The following is an 18,499-nucleotide window of genomic DNA, read 5'->3' as shown; positions in this document are numbered from 1 at the left end:
TCTGTCGACGAGCGATGTTGCTGGGTGCAGAGACCTGCAAGCCTTTGCGGCGAGTAGCTTTCCGCACCATGCGGATCGAGAACATTCCACGAGTGATATCACCGCAGTGATATGGGTTCAGTGGCCTAATCGCTGGAACTCGGGAGGAGCTGCGGACATCTGACCGCCCTTTACGCGGCAGAGAGTTCAGCGACAGCTCACGTTCCGGCTCCATGGCACGTCTTTTTGGGCTGTCACACATCACAGCCGTGATATTTTCGCGGGGTTCCAGAAACACTCGCTGACGGAAGCAGGGAGCGGGTGCCATTGCGTCTCCGGTCTGGGATGCACGCTGCCACCTTGGTCTCGATCCCAGAAATCCGGATTCTCGGCTCACCGCCTGGCGAGAACCGCATGGCCCGTCGGGTGTAGTCGAAGGCCGCCTGTCGACGATTACACCATTCCGCGATCAGTGCCGATGCGCACATGACCCAGGTCCGTAGCCCAGTCGCCTGTCACGGGTACACGCCGCGCACCGGTCTTCCAGGTTGTACTGGCTCAGGCGGCAGATGGCGTCCCATGAAGCTCGGCGAGACACGACCCGTGGTCGGCAGCTGCCACAGCGGGAACCGTCCCGTGCGATGAGGTAGGACAGGACGATGCGGGCACCGCCGAGTCCCAGCTTGTCGGCACGTCGGGCGTGGGCCGAGTGCGTGGGCCCGTGCCACTCTCGTGCCAGATGGAACGGGGACTCACCGGGAACCCGAGGTGCAGGGAGGGCGTACAGCCAGACTATGACCAAGACAGGAGACGTCCAGATCACGCTGCTCGGCATGCGGGCGACATTTTGATGACTTAGCATAAAAATAACGCTTGCTAGTCGATTACTGCTCGAGCAGGAAAGCAGGATCACATCATGTACATGATGCGCGAGGTCTACCAAGCTGAACGCGGGAAGGCGCCGGAGATTGTGGCGGCGTTCAAGACCCTCACCAAGGTGTTTGAAGAGGCGGGGTACGCGAACCGGCGAATCTACGTCGATTACGCCGGTCCCATGGATACGGTCGTCTGCCAATGGGAATTCGACAGCCTCGACCAGTACTTCACCTTGGAGCGAGGGTTCTTCGTGAATCCAGATGAGAACGCCCAATCACTGATCGACACGTTTAACAGCAACGCGGTATCCGGCTACAAGGAGATCTACGAGGTCATCCAGTAGCGGATCGCCCAGGGCTATTGCGTGTAGTCGATGTCCAGGTTGATCAGGTGATGCCGAGGACTGTCAGGGGTCGCTGTGGGTCGCGGGCGGTATGACGGCACGCGGCGGCGATGTTGGTCCGGCCGTCCTGGCGGAACACGCTGATCGCGAGGTTCCGCGTGAAGGCGGGCGTCGGGCCGACGTTCACGGATCCCTCACCGCCCCCGACAGGCGCGCGGATGCTGTGACGGCTTGGCAGGACCAATTGCGGGCGGACGAGGTGCCCCTCAGGCTCGAACTGTCAGGAACACGACACACGGGGGAAAACCTATGAGGCGAACCGCCTGGCGGACGGCCCTCCCACGGTTAGTGGCCGCTGCCCTCGCTGGCCTCGTCAGCGTAGCCGTAACCGGCGCTCCGGCACACGCAACTCCCGGGGACACCGGGTGCACGTCCGTCACCTTGTACTACGACGTCAACAACCGCGTCAGCGGCGTCACTGCGGCAACCATGGAGTTCACCGTCACCAAGTGCGAGGACGCGGGCGGCCTGGCAAGCGGGACGACGACCAGCCTGAACGGCACAACCACAACTGCCGGGGACTTCCTCTTCGGGGCGAGCGTGACCCCGGGGCCGCCGGTCGCCAGCACCGCCTCCCCTGGCTGGTACGAGATCCATCAGAACGCCGATCTCAAGACCTGCCTGGCGACAAAGTGGTCCCCGTTCTGCTTCCACAACGAACTCCGCTTCTCCACAGGGCTGCTGCCACACGGAGAGATCGACGCGGCCACGTCGTCGGAGACGAGCGATTGGGAACTAGTGCGCACCCGCTGACCAACGTGCCAGCACGAGCTGGGCGCACGGATCGTGCGCCCAGCTCACGCATGCGCCGGCTCTTCAACCCGCCCGTGCGGGTACCCAGGGGCGTTGTGAGTCCCAACGGCCGTCGGGGGCACTGCGGTTACGTCCACGCCGCGGCGGCTGTCAAGACGTAGGCCAGACGAGGTCACCGAGGGTCTGCCCGGCCCCAGGGACAGCATCAGCGGCAGCACGGATCATCATGGCGGCCTCTTGCACGAGTCGCTCCAGCGACAGGGTGCTGCGAGGCGTAACGGAATAGGACATGAGGCGCAACTGCTCGATCCAGCGGGCGTCCTGGTCGGCCAGTGTGGCGGGCAAGGCGGCGAAGAGTTCGTGCCGGGGCCGCGTCCGGAGGGACTCAGCTATCGAGTGAAGACCGAGGCGCCCCAATGCCACGCGCGGTTTGTTCGCCTCGTTCCATGCGTCATCTCGGACAGCAGCGTGGACACCCAGCAGAATGAGGGTCTCCGTAAGAGCCTGGCCTGTTGAGGGATCGATCTCCCAGACTGCAAAGCGTTCTTGCTGCTCGTCTCGGAAGCCGGGCGCTTGGTCGGCCTCGGCGATGAGCCGACCGGCCGCCTCCTTCGACAGTGACCAGTGGGTCGCGTTGGCCTCAGCAGGGTTCATTCGGGCATTGTGCACGGGCGCCGGCGGACCGGCGCCCGTGCAGAAGAGCCATTCTCAGACGCACCTCAGGTACAGGACGTCGCTCTGGGTATGGCCGGAGTCGTGGCTTGAGCCGTACACGATGGTGCCGGTTGTGATGATCTTGTAGCCGTACTTGGGGTAGCTGCTGCTCTCATGGCATTTCTGACTGGAGGGAGCGGTGCGGCGGGGCGGCGGACAGGCGGTGTTCTTGCCGGGCGAACCCGCTGGGGCCCACTGCTGCTCGTAGGGCATCCATATCCACAGCTCCGCTTCGGTGGTGCAGGCATCCGGCCTATGTGGCGTGCAGTTGTCGATCCCGCCGACTCCCGTGACCACTCCACCGCTGTAGTTCGGTTTCTGTGCGATGAGGTCGCACGTGACGATGTCCTCGGTCCCGGCAGGACCGGCGGCCAGATGCGGCTTGGGCTTGGACGGCGGGCTGGGGTGGGGAGCGGCAGCAGCGAGCGACATACTCCCGGCCAGTGCTATCGCGGCGATCGCGGCGGCGCCGCTGCCCAGCAGTGTTCTTCTTCGTACGTTCACGGTTCTCACGACCTCTCTCGGGAGAGGGCATGTTCATGCCCTGAATGTGAAGAAGCGCCAGGCTAGGCACGCGAGCCACTCCCGCGACACAGGAACCACACATTCCATTGGCAATTGACCTAAACCGGTGCTCTGCCCAGCGTCGGTCACAGCCGAGTGGTGAATCGGCCATCGGGCAATTTGCACAGCCAGCCACAATCGGCCAGTCTGACCAGCTTCCCGCGCAGCGGTTCCAGCTTGGCCCGCACGCTGACGTCCACTCCCAGCCTCGCCCCTGCCGAGCCATGACCGGTCCGGCAGCCTGCCGCGCGGCGGCGAGAATGCGCTGATACTCCGGCGGGAGCGTGGCCTCCTCCATACCCGGCGTGCGGTGCGGCACCAGCGTCACCGCCGGGAGGAGCGAACAGCTCGCCGTCGAACCAACTGTTCTTCGAGTTCGTCCAATTCCGCACGCCGCGCGGTGATCCGCTCCAACAGCTCGGGATCCAGCATGTACTAGATCGCAGAAGCTGCTCGACCACAGCAGGTGGGAACCGGCGAGCCGACCGCACCCACAGACGATCTACTTCGCAGACTGCCGCCCACGACCAGCATGAGAACCCTGAGGGCCGCTCACGCAGCCCTTTGACCTGGGTTTTCAAGTTGACGGAGGCTCACTCACCGCAATTCCAGTGAGTGGATGACCTGCCAGCGGTAGGCCCGGTCTTCACGACGCAGCTCCACTAGCCGAACCCGCCGCACTGGCGCATCCACCGCATCGAGCTTCCGGAGGGGCCGTATAGCGTCGCGCACGATTTCGGCGGACATAGGGCGGTTGCAGTAGGCGATGCCCAGGTGAGGGCGAAGAACTGATGTCGGCTTGCGCGGCGGAATCCCCGACTCAGCGCCGGCCACGGATAGTGCCGCATGCAGTTGGATGACGGGAGCCCAAGGGGCGACGCTATAGCGGATCGCGCCGCGGGATGCCGTCAGCGGCACCGCCCGGAGGGTAAATCTCTCCGGTCTGCGTTCATGCGCTGCTGCGGCCAGCCGGTCCAGCTGCCTGGAGTCGATCTCGTCGACGCGGCCGATGCGTCCGAGGGTCAGGTGCAGGCCGTCCGCGTCAATGTCGTCGAAGGCGAGGTGGCGCAGCTCCTTCTGGCACTGGCCTGCATGGTCGATGAGCGCGGCCGCGTCGGGGAAGGTGAGCATCCAGTAGTAGGCGCGGGTGGAGGACGTCCAGCCGGGCCGGTCCCAGTGGTCTTTCATCTCCTCGACTGCCTCGAAGGCAGCCCAGTCGTGCTCGGCGATCAGCGTCGCGTCAGTGGTGCTGGGTGGAGGGGTGGGAGGAAATGCGCCCGGGTCGGCTGTGAGCTGCATCCGCTGGCCCTCTCGTCTGCTCCGTCGGGCGTGTCATTTTGGCAGACTTCGCGAGGTCCCTCGTTTGCGGGGCGGACTGCCAGGAGCGCAGGGCGTCGCCGTATTCCCGTACGGCCGGCAGATCCTGCCAACTTCCCGCACCGGCGTGGAGTTCACCAGCGCGTTGGACCACGGAGCGGATGGGTGGGCCGCCACCGGCTTCGAGGACCTGGCGGCCGAGAACCATGGCGTGCTCGACGTCCGGGCGTGGGCCGGCCAGGAGAGCGGTGGCGACGTCGAGACGGACCAGGGCCTGGCTCCAGGCGGAGTCGGACTGCTCGACGAGTTCGTCGATCTGATCAGCGTAGGTGAGAACCCGTGGGGCGTTGGCGAGGGAGACATGGACGGTCGCGGCGTTGGCCAGCGCGCGGGCCATGCCGTACGGCTTGAAGGAGATGCACGAGGTCAGCCCAACAGGGACCAGATGGCGACTGCTCAGTTCCTCAGCCGCGGCAATCGCGCGTTCCGCGCCGGAGCGGTCGCCGAGCTTTCCCAGGGCCCGCGCGCGTCCATTCGATTCGAGTCGGATGGCTTGCGGGTGGTCGGGGTCGATCTCGAGGCCCGCGTCTGCCCAACGGACGGCTTGGTCATAGTGGCCTGCGTAGTAGGCGTTGAGTGATCGCGTGCCTTGGATCCACATGATCAGCTCAAGGTCTGCGATCTCCTTCGCCAGTTCCTCTGCTTCCTTGCAGTACGCCTCCGCTACGGCTTCGCGGCCGGCATTGACGGCCATGTAGCCGAGAAGTCCTGAGGCTTGAGCTGCCAGCCGGAACAGGGATTCGCGCTGGCGGGGTGGCTGTCGGCCGTCCAGTCGGCCCTGGATGAAGTTTCGTAGGTCGACAGCTTCGGGGGCGAGGCGGTGCGGTCCCTCGGTCTCATAGCGGTCGACGAGGTCCGTCACGCCCTGTTCCAAGACCACGATGGTCGCCGGATCGGTGTTGGACGACGTGGTGGCGTTCAGCCTCTTCGCGATATCGAGAGGGCTTTCCCACTCCGGAATAGGTAACAGCACGGGCGGCGTGCCGGAAGCCTGGGGCCGATTCTGAGCAGCGGATCCCGGGACAGGAAGCGGCGCCACATGCGGCGGGACACCGAGTCGCTCAAGGACAGGGATGATCTTGTCGATGTTGAGCAGCCGCCGTGTCCCGGATTCGAGCGTGGACAGGAACGACTGACTCAGGCCAGTGATCACCGACATGTCTTCCTGGCGAAGCCCGGCAGCCTGGCGGATCAGGCGGAACGCCGTGCCGAAGTCCCAGTCGGCCAGAGCCGCCGTAACCGCGGGGTTCTGCCACACGTGATCCGGCAAGCTCGGCAACGCCGCGCGCTCATTGCCCGCGGCTCGGGTACACGCGGCGCATCGCGGGTCAGTGTTGTACCGGCTCAGGGGGTTACCGCACCGGGTACACCGACGATCGTCCTCGTGTGCCACTGCCGCCTCCCAACAGGGCCGAGATCCTGGCAAGGGATCTTCATCGGGCGCAATCACCTCAGTGATATCACCGGGCTGATGTGCCAACGCGGGCTTTCCGTCAGACCCTTGACTCCCCGCCCACAAGAACGCACAACCATCGGACCACTCACAACGTGAGGGTGATCGTCCCTCCAAGAGATCGCCCGAGCCGCAATGTCAGTGGCGGCTGGCAAGCTGCCCACCCACAGAACAACACCCTGCACAACCGAGCGATCACGCAGGGTGTCGCATGATGCTTTCGCGAGCGGGAGGATGCGCCACAGTGACCGATATGCCCGAAACGGTCCACCGCTTGGTGACGTCAGTGACCAGCGACTTCCGCATCGTTGCCGACCATTCATCGGCCGGCGAAGGACGGCCTGCCGTGTGGGAGGTCGAGGGTTCGGACGGCCGCCGGTGGTTCGCCAAACACAACCCCGGGCCCAAGCTGTATCGGCGTGAAGTAGACGCCTACCAGCGAGGGTGGGCCGCAGCACTCGGGAGGGACCGGGCCCCTTCTCTGGCCGCCTTCGACGGCGAGGCGCGCGTCATCGTGACGACCTCGGTCCCCGGCCGCACCGTACGCGGCCTCCGCTTGGACTCGAAGGAGGAGCAGGAGGTGTACCGCCAAGCCGGCCTGCTCCTGGCTCGGCTGAACGCGGCGGAGGCTGAAGCCCCCAAGTCGGGGGCATGCGCGGTGAGCTGGGGCGAGTCCGTGGAGAAGATGCTCGTCGGCGCCTCCCTGTACCTGACGGCGAACGACACCGCGATGCTCCGCGCGATCACCAAGGATGCCCCACCAAAGTTGCCTCGTCTGGTGTCACACGGCGACTTCATGCCCCGGAATTGGCTGTGGGACGGGACCGAACGGCGGCTGCGGATCATCGACTTCGAACGGACCTGTGTCGAGTCCGTCATGTGGCGCGACTTCCCGCGTCTTGTCTACCGCATCCTGCGCGCCCGACCCGATCTGGAAGCGGCGTTCGAAGCGGGATACGGGCGCACTCTTACCGCCGATGAGCGCCAGGCGTGCTCCGCGTACGCCTCGCTCGACGCAGTGAGCGCCCTGCGCTGGGGCATCCAGCATCGCGATATCGAAGCCGTCGACGAGGCCCACACCATGCTGCGGCATCTCCACGCCGAGTACAGCGTCCGCTCCCTGAGAGACACAAGCGGATGAGCGACGTCGCTTACAAAGAGGACTGCCACCGGCAGTTCAAGGTGAGCATCCCCGACGCGATCGCCACTGCTCGCTGCCCCTCCTCACACGGCAGCCGGTGAGGGGCATGGATGACGCGGACTGGGATGAGGAACTGGTGGCTGACGTGCTGGCAGAGCGATACGGCGTGACCGCCGAAGCGGTGGAGCGTGTGCCGATGGGCACGGACACCATCAACCGGCGGGTCCTGACAACCGATGGTCACAGGTTGTTCGTGAAGGAGTATGTGTCGACTGCTGACTTGGATGCGGCCAGGTCAGCGTGGGACATGTCTGAGTTCTGCCGGGCGGCTGATCTTCCTGTGCCGCGTGTCTGGCCCGACCGCGATGGCGATCTGGTTGCCTTGGCCGAAGGGAGCGCCTGGGCCGTGGTCGACGAGGCTCCTGGCCGGGTGGCCACCTCGGCGATGGGCGTGGCGCGCGCGGAACACATCGGCATGGTGCTTGGGCGCATGCATCGGGTTCTCGCTGCGTATCCCCTGCCGAGACGTGTGCAGTCGTCTCGATGGCGGACAGGTTCCGTCCAGGACGCTGTGTCCAAGTGCAGCAGGGTGCTGTCCTCGGCCAGGCGGCAAGGGCATGGCGATCTGGCGCAGTTGCATGACCAACTGGACCTGCGCCGCCAGGACCTGCTGAGTCACGTCGACAGGCTCCGAGCCGGGCTGCCGGAAGATCTGGTCGAGCAGGCGCTGCACGCGGACTTCACCCGACCCACCATGCTCGTTCTCACCGATGTGGTCACGGGCGTCATCAACTTCCGTGGTGCCAAGGCTTTTCCGGCTTGGGAGTTGGGGCGCGCGGCGCTCGACCCTCGTACAGTCGCCACGAGCGACCTGTGGCCTGCCTGCGCGACAGCGATGGTGTCCGCCTATCGCTCAGAGAACCCCACCCTCCCCCTGGCCGATGTCCTGGCCTGTTTTCGGATCGCTCTGCTCTACCTGCTGTTCAGCTTCTACGGCGCGACCACCGGCGAGTACGACCTGCCCCAAGAGGCGGCGGCCGACCTAAAGCGGCACTGGCAAGATCGGCAGACCACGATCCGTCGTCTCCTCACTAACTTCGACTACCTCGAGGACGTGCTGAACACCTCGGTTCCCCGTCCTGGGGGCCACGGATGACCGCCGCTTCCACACGCTGATGGACACCGCCTGTCAGGACGGGACCGGAGCCGTCGTATCCCCCGCTCGCACCAGCATCTTCATGTGACCAGCCCTCTTCCCCCGAAATGGCAAGGAGACCTCACGGTGGGACACACCACGCCCGAGGAATGGGACACGCACTACACCGACGGCAAGACCTTCCGCCAGCTCGGCGACGGAGAACGCCGGCTGCCCGCTGAGCACGCCCCGCCCCCCGACGGCGGAGTTGCCCTGGACGTCGGGTGCGGCGACGGTTGTGTCGGCAGAGACTGTGTCCCCGCAGGTCGTGTCGCTTTACACCAGGGTTGAATACCGGCTGAGTGTCGCGTTGCGGCGAGACATCATGTCCCTTTTCCTGTCTGCCACCTGTGGTGGATGTCACGTTTTGTTGGGGGCAGACCAGTGGATGGCCGGTGGGGCTGAGGTGGGTTCGCCCAGGTGCCAGGCATCCTGGGCGGACGTTGTCCGGGATCCGGCCTCGTGGACCCGCGCGCCGCCGGTAGCGTCGTGCTGGGCATGAACTGGTGCCCGTCAGCCTGGTACGCCGCCACCGGTCAAACACCCTGGCGACTCATGAGGAACCGAACGGGGGAGCATGACCGGCGCCGAATACGCGCAGCACTTCGATTGTGGCGTGCGGGCCTTGGAGGCGTACGAGCGCGAGGGCAGTCCTGAGCAGGCCGATGTCGCGCAGAAGGCCTTCACGTGCGCCCTCCGCTCCGTTCCCACGGATCTTCCGGAGACCGAGCGTGACCGATACCGTGCTGCAGCTCTGGGAAACCTGGCCGGGGTCTGGTATGCGCGGGGCGCGCGCACCGGCGACGTGCACGCGGTGCACCAGGCGATGCGTCACCTGAACGATGCGCTGCTGTGTGACGAGGAAACGGCGACGGCGAACCTGTCGGCGGTTTTCCGTCTCTGGCAACGCCTGCTGCCGAAGCACGATCTTGGCGAACTCACCGAAGCCCTCAACTTGGTGCGGGAATTGAAGGAACGCGGTGCCACCCGAGGTGGCGCCCTGAACTTCGACGCCACGGTCGCTCTCTTTCACACGTACGAGGAGCGGCTGCGCAGACGCGAGCACGAGGGGGACCGTCTTGCCCTGGCAGAGACCGCCGAGGAAGCGGCGCGGATCGCGGTGGAGCAGGACAGGGAGGACACAGCAGGTGTCCTGAAGTCCGCCGCCGCGCACTTCCTGGCCCTGGCCGATCACCCTGACGGGGGATACGCCCGGAAGGCTCTGGATCTGGCGGCGGACGCCCTCGCCCGCTGCGAGCCGGGATCGGACGATCATCAACTGTATTCCTTCGACTGGGCGCTGACCGCGCTGATGTGCCTGAGCCGGAACGAGAACCTCCCCGATGCGCAGGTCGAGCGCATGCTGCCGCTCCTGCATGAGGACGTCCGCCAGAGGGTGGCCTCCGACGCCGGTTCCCGTTTCCCGGAATTTGTGACGTCGGTGCTGGTGGAGTGGTGGGAGGGCAGCGGTAGAACGGACCGGCGTGCGGCGCGGGCGGCTCTCGTGCATGCCGAGGCGGAGCTCGCGACGCTCACCGAGGACAGCCCTCGTCTGGTGCCAGCCCTCCATACGATCGGGATCCTGCTGCAGCATCGGTATGTCGAGGAGACCGGTTCCTTGGCCGATCTGCGGCAGGCCGCCGTCTACTTCCGACGCATCACCGAGATTTCCGCACCGGACTCGCCCGACCACCGCGACGCTGCAGCACACCTGATGGCATGCCGCATCGCCTCCCCGGGCGGCGGCCCCGTCCTGGACCTGGTCCATCCCGACGACTTCGACGAGCCGGATCCCCAGGCCAGCCCGGCGGAGGTGGTGATCGCCGCCCAGGGCCTGCTGGACAGCGCCCAGGGCGTCTTCGAGGAGGAACTGGTCGCGCGTGCGCTCACTCTGCTGGACCGGCTGGGGGCCGGGGACGGCCTGGATCCTGCCATGGCCGCGGACCACGCGCTGGTCCTGGCGTCCGTGCTGCTGAGGGAGTTACAGCACCGGCCCCACTCGCTGGCACTCGGGCGTGCGATGGACGTCCTCGAGCAGGCGGTCGAGGCACAGCCGGAGGGCGGCACTCGACGTGCGGTGCTGCTGGCGAAGATCGCCGACTGCTGGCATGCGCGGTACGACAGCAGCGGCAGCCCGCTCGATCTGGAGGAGGCGATCGAACTGGCCCACGGCGCACGTGACATGCTGCCAACAGGGGGACGTCACCACCGAGACAGCACCCGGCAGCTGGGCCGTCTGCTCCTCATCCGGGACAGGCGCTCGGCGGAAGGGCTGCGTCTGATCCGCGAGTGGGCTCTGGACGACCCCGAGGAGTCCGCGGAGGCCGCCGCCGGCTGGTCCCGCAGCGCAGCCGGCATGGGCGCGTGGGAGGAGGCGTCGACGGCGGCGCAGATCGCTCTTCGGCGGTCCCTGACCGGTCTGGAGGACACCGGCGGCAGTCTGGAGGATCGTCTCGCGCGGATTCACGACGCCGAGGTCATAGCGGTGCAGGCGGCCCTCTGCGCGGTCCACGCCGGCGACTTGGGAACGGCGCTGCGCAGTCTGGAAACAGTAGGTTCCGCACATGCCCAGGGGCCGGGAGAAGGTCCTGATCTGCGACCGCCTCCCGAGGGATGCGTCGTCGTCCACCTGTGTGCCATGGGCGGGGAGAACGTCCTCGCTCTGGGCATGGACGCATCAGGCCAAACCGAGGCCTTGTGGCTGCCAGTCTCCGGCGAGGACGTGGCCAGCCAGGCGGGTCTATCCGGACTGACCCAGGGCAACACCCCGGACCCTGCCTGGTACCGGCAGACCGTGGACGTACTCGCCGGCTGGGCGGGCGAGCATCTGGTGAAACCCCTGCTGGAGAAGTGGCCCACCTCCTGGCTCTGCGTGATTCCGCACGGCACGCGTCTCGGATCGCTCCCCCTGCACGCCGCGTGGTGGCCGGACCCCACGCTGGCGGAGGGACGACGCCATGTCCTGGACGCGGTACTGGTCACCGTCGCGAGCGGCACCAGGCGGCCGAGGGCAGGCGAACCGCACCCCGACGAACCGGGCAGCATCCTCGCGGTCGCCGATCCTGAGCCCATGCGTGAACAGCCGCTGCCCGGGGCCCGCCGCGAGGCCGAAGGAGCGGTACTCCACTTCGCCCGCTCCACGCTGCTGACGGGCACCGACGCGCGCCGCAACGCTGTTCTCACCGCCCTCCCGGGAGCCGACGTCGTCCATCTGGCCACCCACGGCCGCACCGACCCGCTCCGCCCCCTCGTAAGCGAGCTGGTCCTGGCCGACGACGAGACCCTCAGCATGGCCGAGCTGCTGGAGCAACCCCTGTCGGGCACCCGCCTGCTGGTGCTCTCCGCGTGCTCCCTCGGCCAGGGAGGAATCTTCTTCGTGGGGCCCCGCCCGACGGGCTCGCTGGTGCAGGCCCTGCTGCGCACGGGCGTGGGCGGCGTCGTGAGCAGCATGTGGCGGGCACCTGACGAGAGCAGCAGCCTGTTGATCGACCGCTTCTACCAACTGTGGCGCTCCGGCTCCTACCCGCACCCCGCCGAGGCACTGCGCAAGGCCCAGCTGTGGCTCCGCGACGTCACCAACCGCGAACTGGGCGGCACGCCACCCACCTCACCGGCGGCGCGGCGCTTCTGGGAGACAACCCGCCCTTATCAACATCCCGTTCACTGGGCAGCGTTCGGCTACGCGGGAGTGTGAGAGATGACGTCCACCGACGAGTCCGACGAGAGAATCCTCGAATGCGCCCGGGCCGTCCGCGCGGAGCTTCCCCGGCTCATCAGCCCGCTCACCGCCGAGCGCAGACGGGAACTGGACACATGTCTGGCACAGGCCCTGGCCCGCCCCGGCGACGCCAGCACCGTCGAACGGATCCTGGTGGTGCTGCAGAGCGAACCGGAACTCCGCACCTGGGCGGCCCACTTCCTGGAGACCGGGAACCCTCCCCGGTACACCGAGCGGGGGGACTACCAGCCACTGCCCGGCTTCGGCGAGGCGGTCCCGGCCACCCGATACTCCTGCCCCGAGCGCGACTTCGCCTGGTACCGGGCTTTCCTCGACGAGCCCCCGCCCCGCTGCCCGACCCACGGCCACCCCCTCGTACGAGAGGACCCCCCGCCGTGCTGAACCGCTTCCTGGACGCGGTGGCGGGCCGCCTGGCCAATGAATGGCTGGTGGTCGGCACCCAGTCGCTGGTCTTCTGGGCAGGCGGCTTCGCCGCCGTAGCCTGGGGCACCGGCCGTTCCCCCGTCGACCGTCTGCGCGCACTCACACCAGGCACTCAAGCCCTCGTCGTGGCCGCGGCACTGCTCGCCCTCGTGCTGTCCGGGGTCGCCGTCCGCCGGCTGACCCCCGCCGTCCTGCCCTTCCTGGAGGGATACGGCTGGCCCGGCCAACTGCGGCGCTACGCGACAACACGTCAGGAAGCCCGCCGGTACCGGCTGCGGGAACGCTGGGAGCAACTGCGTGCCACCCTGGGCGACGCGGCGGAGCCCGTCGCCCCGGACACGTACGACGCCTTCGTACGGACCGATGCCGCCCTGCGGCGCATCCCCGGCGCCCCCGAACGGCAACTGCCCACCTGGGTCGGCAACACCCTGCGCGCGGCGGAACTGCGGCCCTACCAGAAGTACGGCCTGGACGCGGTGAAATGCTGGCCCCACCTGTGGCTGGTGCTGCCCGCCGAGGTCCGTGACCAGATCGCCCGGGCCCGCGCCACGCTGGACTCCGCGGTCTCCGCGCTGATCTGGTCCGCCGCATTCGTCGTCTGGACACCATGGGCCGGATGGGCGGCGCCCGTCGCCGCCGTGGCCGCGGCGGCGGTGTACCGCGGGGCTCTGCGCGGCCCGTGCGCGGCGCTCGCGGACCTCCTGGAGGCGTCGTACGACCTGCATCGCACCGCCCTGTACACGGCACTGCGATGGCCCCTGCCGACGGACCCGGCGCACGAGCGTGAGTCGGGCAAGCTCCTCACCTCCTATCTGTGGCGAGGCTCGGACGCGCCGGTTCCCGTCTTCACCCCACCACCCGACGCACCGGAGAGCCACCGATGACCGAGGAGACGTCACCGTCCCGGAGAGACCATCAGGGGGCCCGTACGCCGGAGGAGTTCGCCTTGTTCCACGAGCGCGTGCTGCGCGAGCACGGCGACCACACCCAGGCGGACACCCTGCTACGCCAGCTGGCCCAGTCCCCGAACCCACGCACACTGAGCTCCGTGGGCGAGAAGCTGCTGCGGCAGGGACGCCCGGAGGAGGCCGCGCAGGTACTGCGCGAAGCCCTACGCCTGGCTGGCGACGAGAAACCCTCCGCCGAGACCGTCACCAACCTGGGCGTCGCCCTGCTCATGTCGAACCGGGTGGACGAGGCCGAGGCCGTTATGCGCAGAGGCGCCGAGCTGGGCAGCCCCTTCGCGGCCGCCAACATGGCCGACCTTCTGCTGGAGCGCGGGGACATCCAGGGCGCCGAACGCTTCTACGCGCGAGCTGCGGAGAGCGGGGAACTCACCTCCGTCCTGCATCTCCCCACTTTCCTGCACGACACAGGGCGCCATCACGAGGCACACGACCGGCTGCGCACGTCGGCCGAGAACGGCGAACTGTCGGCTGCCGCACTGCTCGGCTCCTTCCTGGCGGAAGAGACACCCGCGCAGGACCTGCCGGCCGCACGGCACTGGCTCACCATGGCGGCACGCTCGGGCGACACCGACAGCGAACTGCGGCTGGGGAGGCTGCTGGCCTCGACCGGTGACCGCGAACAGGCCCGGCGATGGCTCACCCGCGCCGCCGAGAAGCTCGACAGGCAGGGGAAACCCGGCAACGGCATGGGGCAGGAGAGCATCCCGCTGCCGGCCGGGGGCGATGGCTTCATGATGCGGGTCCCCAGGCCTTCCGGCTCCTCGCCGTCAGCGCAGGCCGCCTATCACCTGGGCCGACTTCACGGTGAGAATGGCGACACCGAGGAGGGCCTGCGCTGGCTGCGCCTGGCCGCCAGGGCTCGCGTGCCGGAGGCCGTTCTGCTGATCATGGACCGCCACAAGGACGAGGAGGAGGCCGGGAACGACGAGGACACGATGTGGGCCGGGCTCACCGCCCCCGAACCCGGAGCCGCACACCAACAGGACCCCGCGACCGTGTCCGACGGGAGTGGCCCGCCCCTGTCGGACGCGATCCGGCAGGGACAGTGGTACGTACTGCCGGAGCAAGGCCTCGCACTCCGGGGACCATCCGGAAGCCGGGACCTGCCCACGGACCTCGTGGTCGGCGGGTGGCCGCTCGACGAGGACGGGCGCTGCGGGCCGTTCGAACCCAATCCTCACTACGTGCCGGACAGCGCGGCGAAGCCGACCGATCCGACGCACGCGCTGCTGCGCCTCCTCTACAAGGGCCAGGGCTCCGTCGACCGGCTCCTCGCGATACTGCGTCACACCGTCCTCGAGGTCGCCTGCGACGAACAAGGCCAACCGCGTCTGGTAACCGCCCCGAACGGGACGCCGTGTCTGCCGGTCGTCACCGCGGCCCTCCACACACGGCGCCTGCCACCCGCTCGCTGGGAGCGCGTACTGGGAAAGACTCTGCCGGAGATCGCGCCCGCAGGCGTGGACATCCTGCTCAACCCCGGTGACAGAGCACAGATCCTTCTGTTTACCGAGGGGCTGCGCCGCTGACGGAGGACCGCTCCTGGGCCTTGATGAGGTCGGCGCGCAGCGAAGCCGCAGAGACCTTGGAGCCGGTTCCGGAGGTCGTAGCTGGTGCCTGTTGTGCGGCGTGGACGACTTGCAGGGGGTCGCGGTGACTGTAGAGGAAGGTGCGGTCAACGCGGGTCTGGCGGGCGAGAGCCGAGGCAGTGATCTCTTCGCCGCTCTGCTGGGCTTGCTGCAGGGCTGCCGGCACGCGCTGGCGGCGCTCGGCGTCGGCCTGGCGGCCAGCGGTCATGGCGGCGGTCCGCCAGGAGCCTGTGAGTGGCTTCGACGTCGGCAATCGGGCTCTGTCCCAGATCTTGGGGAGCGGTCGCGGAGGGTCACTGAAGCAGGGTCAGGTGCCGTGGCACGCTGGGTTCCGGGAGCTCAGCGGCTCACCGGATGGGGTGTGCCGCCGAGCGGGTTCAAGCCGCGGGCGCGGGTTCCGGAGCGGGGGCCGCGCGGCGCAGCAGAGTGAGCGCGACGAGCAGGCCGCCGATGCATGCGAATCCTGCGGTGAGTGTCGCGGCGTGCAAGCCGCCGAGGGTCGCGAGCTTTGCTGTGGTGGTGGAGGCGAGTGCGGCGGAGCGGGCGGTGACGATGGCGGCCAGCCCGGCCACACCGATGGCCCCGACGAACTGCGGCATCTGCGAGAGCGCGCCGGCCACACCCTGCTCGTCGGTGCGCAGGCCCGAGGTGAGGGTGGTGATGAAGGCGACGACGGCCAGGACGTGCCCGAAGCCCATCGCGCCGGAGGTCACCAGCAGCAGCGGGATGTTGCTGTCCGCAGGCAGGAAGACCATGAAGCCGGTGCCGACGGCCTGCACCAGAAGGCCAAGAACCATGATCTGACGCGTGCCCAGTGAGCCGATCAGCTTCGATGCGATGGTGCCGGCGACCAGGGCGGTGGCGCCTTCGGCGAGGAAGCCGAAGCCGGTGGCCAGTGCCGAGTAGCCCAGGACGTCCTGCATGTAGAGGCTGAGCAGCACGGTGGTGCCGCCGCACATGCCGAAGGTGACGAAGCCGACGACGAAGCTCCACTTGACCGTGGGCCGGTTGAGCAGTTCCAGCGAGACGAGGGGGGCCGGGTGGCGGGCTTCGACGAGCAGGAAGGCGGCGATGAGTACCACGGCGGCGATGAGGGAGCCGAGCGTGGAGCTGCTGGTCCAGCCGGCGTCGGCACCCGTGGAGATGCCGTAGACCAGAGCGAACAGACCGCCGCTGGCCAGGATGGCGCCGGGCACGTCGAGCCGGGTGGCGATGCGGGCGCCGTCCTTGGGCAGCAGGGCCACCGCGCCGAGCGCGATGACCGCACCGAGGAACACCATGATCAGCATGGTCCAGCGCCAGCTCAGCCCGCTGGTGATGAGGCCGCCGCCGATGGTGCCGATGACGAAGCCGAGGGAGAGCAGGGCGCCGTTGACCGCGAGGGCCTTGGTGCGCTGCGGTCCTTCACGGAAGGAGGCGGTCATCAGGGCGATGGCGGTGGGGCCGATCATCGCGGCGGCGATGCCCTGGCCGGCGCGGGCCGTGATGAGGACGGCGGGGTTGGGTGCGAGTCCGCCCATGAGGGACAGCCCGGTGAACAAGATGATGCCCAGGATGAACAGGCGGCGCCGGCCGACGAGGTCCGAGACGCGGCCGAAGAGCAGCAGGAGGCTCGCTGTGGGCAGCAGGCAGGCGGTGGCTACCCACTGCAGGTCGCCGGCGGTGGCGAAGTTCAGGTCGCGGCCGATCTCGGGCAGCGCCACCGTGACGATCGAGAAGTCCAGCGCGATCAGGAAGGTTGCGCCGCACAGCGTGATCAGGGTGAGCCAGCCCCGCACGCCTAGTTTGTCGGGCGCTTCGGAAGCGCGATGGGGGGTGTTGGTTACCGCCATGGTGGGATGCCTCTCACGAATGAGCGTTGGGTGGGTGAGAACAACCCTGTGGCCCGGGGGGTGCGCTACCCAGCCCTCTGCGGTGGATACCCCTGGCAGGTGCAGGCTCCAGCCGAGCATCGGACCATCGATCCTCAGTGAACGTCTCGGGGTGCTTCCGCACCAACGGCAGGCAGCAAAGGCCGACGCACAGTGCGGAGTTGCCATAGGCGGGGCGGATATCCGGGCAGAGGTTGCGGTGAGCGGCTGACGCGCGGTGCACCGCGGTACGTCGTGACCTGTGATGTCGGCCTACCGCAGCGGCGTCTTGGACGCGAAAAGGCCCGGCCTGGCAGCAACGGGGGATGACGCGGCCAGGCCGGGCGGAGTCCGCGCGCCCCGAGGCTACGGCGGACGTTCAGAAGCCGGTGATCAGTCGGCTACCGCGGTCTCCGGCTGAGCGACCGGAGATGTCGAGATCAGGTCGGACAGCAGATGGAGCGCCGCGTGGGAGGGGGAACCGGGTTCGGCGTTGAAGACCGCGACGCGCTGTCCCTCATCGTGCGGCAGGTCGAGCAGTTCGTTGGTCAAGGTCAGCGCGCCGACCAGGGGATGCTGGAAGTCGCGGGTGAACTGCACGCAGGGGCGCACGGTGTGCGCGGCCCACAGCGAGGCGAACTCGGGGCTGTGCAGGGTGAGTTCGCCGACGAGCTCAGTGAACCGGGGATCGTCGGGGTAGCGGGCGGCCGTCATGCGCAGGTCGGCCACGGTGTCCCGGGCCTTCGTCCGCCAGTCGGCATACAGCTCACGCGTGTGCGGGTCGAGAAAGACGAGGCGGGCCACGTTGGGGCGGCCGCCCGCCTGGGCCGGTGCGTCGAAGTCGATGTGCGCGGCGAGCAGGGCATGGGCCATGCGATTCCAGTACAGCACGTCGCCACTCCGGCCCAGGACCAGGGCGGGCACGTCGCCCATGGAGTCGATCATCAGCCGGATGCCGGGGCGGACCTGTTCGGGCCGGGTGCGGCGCCGGATACGCGGTTTGTTGCGTGCCAGGCTGTGCAGGTGGGCGCGCTCGGTCTCACTCAGGCGCAGGACCCGGGCGATCGCGTCCAGCACGGCGTCCGAGGCGTTGGGGCTCTGCCCCTGCTCGAGCCGCGTGTAGTAGCCCACGCTGACTCCGGCGAGCTGCGCGAGTTCCTCGCGGCGCAGTCCGGGCACCCGGCGGCGGCCGCCGTAGTCGATGAGGCCGACGTCCTCCGGCTGGAGCCGGGCCCGCCGGGAGCGGAGGAACGTACCGAGTTCGGATCGCTGGTCCATGCCGTGTTGTCGCTGATCCATGCATGCCAGCATGGCAGTTGCGGACGTTTGGCGCCTATCCCCGCCAGGTGCAGGCATCAGGAGCGCGCCATCCCTGGCTGGAGCGGAGTTTCTCGGCGGCCCTGGCGCAGATCATGGCAGAGCGGTCACAGAAGCGTACGGCGGCGTTCGATCGCTTGGAGTCGACGTCATGCGAG

The 18,499-nt window shown here is 68.0% G+C and carries 17 protein-coding genes; 9 read left to right on the top strand and 8 right to left on the bottom strand.

Annotation, left to right across the window (positions count from 1 at the left end; all coding sequences use genetic code 11):
* Positions 1-895 precede the first annotated feature (895 nt).
* On the top strand, positions 896-1,198 hold the full coding sequence (locus ACFY10_RS53510) for a hypothetical protein (protein ID WP_390672713.1): 303 nt from the start codon (positions 896-898) through the stop codon (positions 1,196-1,198).
* A 43-nt stretch (positions 1,199-1,241) separates the two neighbouring features.
* Here ACFY10_RS53510 and ACFY10_RS53505 read toward each other — a convergent pair whose 3' ends face one another.
* Entirely contained in the window at positions 1,242-1,385 is a 144-nt protein-coding gene (locus ACFY10_RS53505) for a hypothetical protein (protein WP_390672712.1), read from the bottom strand.
* A 254-nt stretch (positions 1,386-1,639) separates the two neighbouring features.
* Here ACFY10_RS53505 and ACFY10_RS53500 point away from each other — a divergent pair, with 254 nt between their 5' ends.
* Positions 1,640-2,011, top strand: a complete 372-nt coding sequence (locus ACFY10_RS53500) for a hypothetical protein (protein WP_390672711.1) — start codon at positions 1,640-1,642, stop codon at positions 2,009-2,011.
* A gap of 150 nt (positions 2,012-2,161) precedes the next feature.
* On the opposite strand, the gene ACFY10_RS53495 is transcribed toward ACFY10_RS53500, so the two are convergent.
* The 4 genes from ACFY10_RS53495 to ACFY10_RS53480 all read right to left on the bottom strand — a co-directional run bounded on the left by ACFY10_RS53495 (position 2,162) and on the right by ACFY10_RS53480 (position 5,924).
* A complete protein-coding gene (locus tag ACFY10_RS53495) occupies positions 2,162-2,665 on the bottom strand; it encodes a hypothetical protein (protein ID WP_275775752.1) in 504 nt (167 codons plus the stop codon).
* A gap of 54 nt (positions 2,666-2,719) precedes the next feature.
* The gene (locus ACFY10_RS53490; protein WP_390672710.1) at positions 2,720-3,229 is read right to left on the bottom strand and encodes a hypothetical protein; all 510 of its coding nucleotides are present in this window, start codon (positions 3,227-3,229) and stop codon (positions 2,720-2,722) included.
* A 657-nt stretch (positions 3,230-3,886) separates the two neighbouring features.
* On the bottom strand, positions 3,887-4,588 hold the full coding sequence (locus ACFY10_RS53485; protein ID WP_390672709.1) for a 2'-5' RNA ligase family protein: 702 nt from the start codon (positions 4,586-4,588) through the stop codon (positions 3,887-3,889).
* Entirely contained in the window at positions 4,530-5,924 is a 1,395-nt protein-coding gene (locus tag ACFY10_RS53480; protein ID WP_390672708.1) for a helix-turn-helix domain-containing protein, read from the bottom strand. Before ACFY10_RS53480 ends, ACFY10_RS53485 begins: the two co-directional genes overlap by 59 nt.
* A gap of 448 nt (positions 5,925-6,372) precedes the next feature.
* Between ACFY10_RS53480 and ACFY10_RS53475 the strand changes: the two genes are divergently transcribed.
* From ACFY10_RS53475 to ACFY10_RS53445, 7 genes are all read left to right on the top strand, one after another.
* Positions 6,373-7,260, top strand: coding sequence for a phosphotransferase enzyme family protein (locus ACFY10_RS53475; protein WP_390672707.1), 888 nt, complete (start codon positions 6,373-6,375; stop codon positions 7,258-7,260).
* A gap of 106 nt (positions 7,261-7,366) precedes the next feature.
* Positions 7,367-8,416: a phosphotransferase enzyme family protein gene (locus ACFY10_RS53470; protein WP_390672706.1), complete on the top strand. Its 1,050-nt coding sequence runs from the start codon at positions 7,367-7,369 to the stop codon at positions 8,414-8,416.
* A gap of 126 nt (positions 8,417-8,542) precedes the next feature.
* The gene (locus ACFY10_RS53465; protein ID WP_390672705.1) at positions 8,543-8,746 is read left to right on the top strand and encodes a hypothetical protein; all 204 of its coding nucleotides are present in this window, start codon (positions 8,543-8,545) and stop codon (positions 8,744-8,746) included.
* 286 nt (positions 8,747-9,032) lie between these two features.
* Positions 9,033-12,149, top strand: coding sequence for a CHAT domain-containing protein (locus tag ACFY10_RS53460; protein WP_390672704.1), 3,117 nt, complete (start codon positions 9,033-9,035; stop codon positions 12,147-12,149).
* A 3-nt stretch (positions 12,150-12,152) separates the two neighbouring features.
* A complete protein-coding gene (locus tag ACFY10_RS53455; protein WP_390672703.1) occupies positions 12,153-12,575 on the top strand; it encodes a hypothetical protein in 423 nt (140 codons plus the stop codon).
* The gene (locus ACFY10_RS53450) at positions 12,569-13,501 is read left to right on the top strand and encodes a hypothetical protein (protein ID WP_390672702.1); all 933 of its coding nucleotides are present in this window, start codon (positions 12,569-12,571) and stop codon (positions 13,499-13,501) included. The genes ACFY10_RS53455 and ACFY10_RS53450 overlap by 7 nt, the downstream gene beginning before the upstream one ends.
* The gene (locus ACFY10_RS53445; RefSeq protein ID WP_390672701.1) at positions 13,498-15,114 is read left to right on the top strand and encodes a type VII secretion system-associated protein; all 1,617 of its coding nucleotides are present in this window, start codon (positions 13,498-13,500) and stop codon (positions 15,112-15,114) included. The genes ACFY10_RS53450 and ACFY10_RS53445 overlap by 4 nt, the downstream gene beginning before the upstream one ends.
* On the opposite strand, the gene ACFY10_RS53440 is transcribed toward ACFY10_RS53445, so the two are convergent.
* The 3 genes from ACFY10_RS53440 to ACFY10_RS53430 form a co-directional block, all read right to left on the bottom strand.
* The gene (locus ACFY10_RS53440) at positions 15,092-15,382 is read right to left on the bottom strand and encodes a hypothetical protein (RefSeq protein ID WP_390672700.1); all 291 of its coding nucleotides are present in this window, start codon (positions 15,380-15,382) and stop codon (positions 15,092-15,094) included. The two genes, ACFY10_RS53445 and ACFY10_RS53440, sit on opposite strands and share 23 nt — an antisense overlap.
* Before the next feature lie 169 nt (positions 15,383-15,551).
* Entirely contained in the window at positions 15,552-16,952 is a 1,401-nt protein-coding gene (locus ACFY10_RS53435; RefSeq protein WP_390672699.1) for an MFS transporter, read from the bottom strand.
* A gap of 465 nt (positions 16,953-17,417) precedes the next feature.
* On the bottom strand, positions 17,418-18,302 hold the full coding sequence (locus ACFY10_RS53430) for a helix-turn-helix transcriptional regulator (RefSeq protein ID WP_390672728.1): 885 nt from the start codon (positions 18,300-18,302) through the stop codon (positions 17,418-17,420).
* Positions 18,303-18,499: the final 197 nt, after the last annotated feature.

It is taken from the genome of Streptomyces sp. NPDC001401 (assembly GCF_042895385.1).
In the GTDB taxonomy this organism is placed as follows: Bacteria; Actinomycetota; Actinomycetes; order Streptomycetales; family Streptomycetaceae; genus Streptomyces.
This window is presented reverse-complemented; position numbering and strand designations above follow the sequence as displayed.

Bases quoted from the DNA above. Each gene is read 5' to 3' on its own strand.
- ACFY10_RS53510 (WP_390672713.1), top strand. From the start codon at position 896: ATGTACATGATGCGCGAGGTCTACCAAGCTGAACGCGGGAAGGCGCCG.
- ACFY10_RS53495 (WP_275775752.1), bottom strand. From the start codon at position 2,665: ATGAACCCTGCTGAGGCCAACGCGACCCACTGGTCACTGTCGAAGGAG.
- ACFY10_RS53485 (WP_390672709.1), bottom strand. From the start codon at position 4,588: ATGCAGCTCACAGCCGACCCGGGCGCATTTCCTCCCACCCCTCCACCC.
- ACFY10_RS53475 (WP_390672707.1), top strand. From the start codon at position 6,373: ATGCCCGAAACGGTCCACCGCTTGGTGACGTCAGTGACCAGCGACTTC.
- ACFY10_RS53470 (WP_390672706.1), top strand. From the start codon at position 7,367: ATGGATGACGCGGACTGGGATGAGGAACTGGTGGCTGACGTGCTGGCA.
- ACFY10_RS53460 (WP_390672704.1), top strand. From the start codon at position 9,033: ATGACCGGCGCCGAATACGCGCAGCACTTCGATTGTGGCGTGCGGGCC.
- ACFY10_RS53455 (WP_390672703.1), top strand. From the start codon at position 12,153: ATGACGTCCACCGACGAGTCCGACGAGAGAATCCTCGAATGCGCCCGG.
- ACFY10_RS53445 (WP_390672701.1), top strand. From the start codon at position 13,498: ATGACCGAGGAGACGTCACCGTCCCGGAGAGACCATCAGGGGGCCCGT.
- ACFY10_RS53440 (WP_390672700.1), bottom strand. From the start codon at position 15,382: ATGACCGCTGGCCGCCAGGCCGACGCCGAGCGCCGCCAGCGCGTGCCG.
- ACFY10_RS53430 (WP_390672728.1), bottom strand. From the start codon at position 18,302: ATGGACCAGCGATCCGAACTCGGTACGTTCCTCCGCTCCCGGCGGGCC.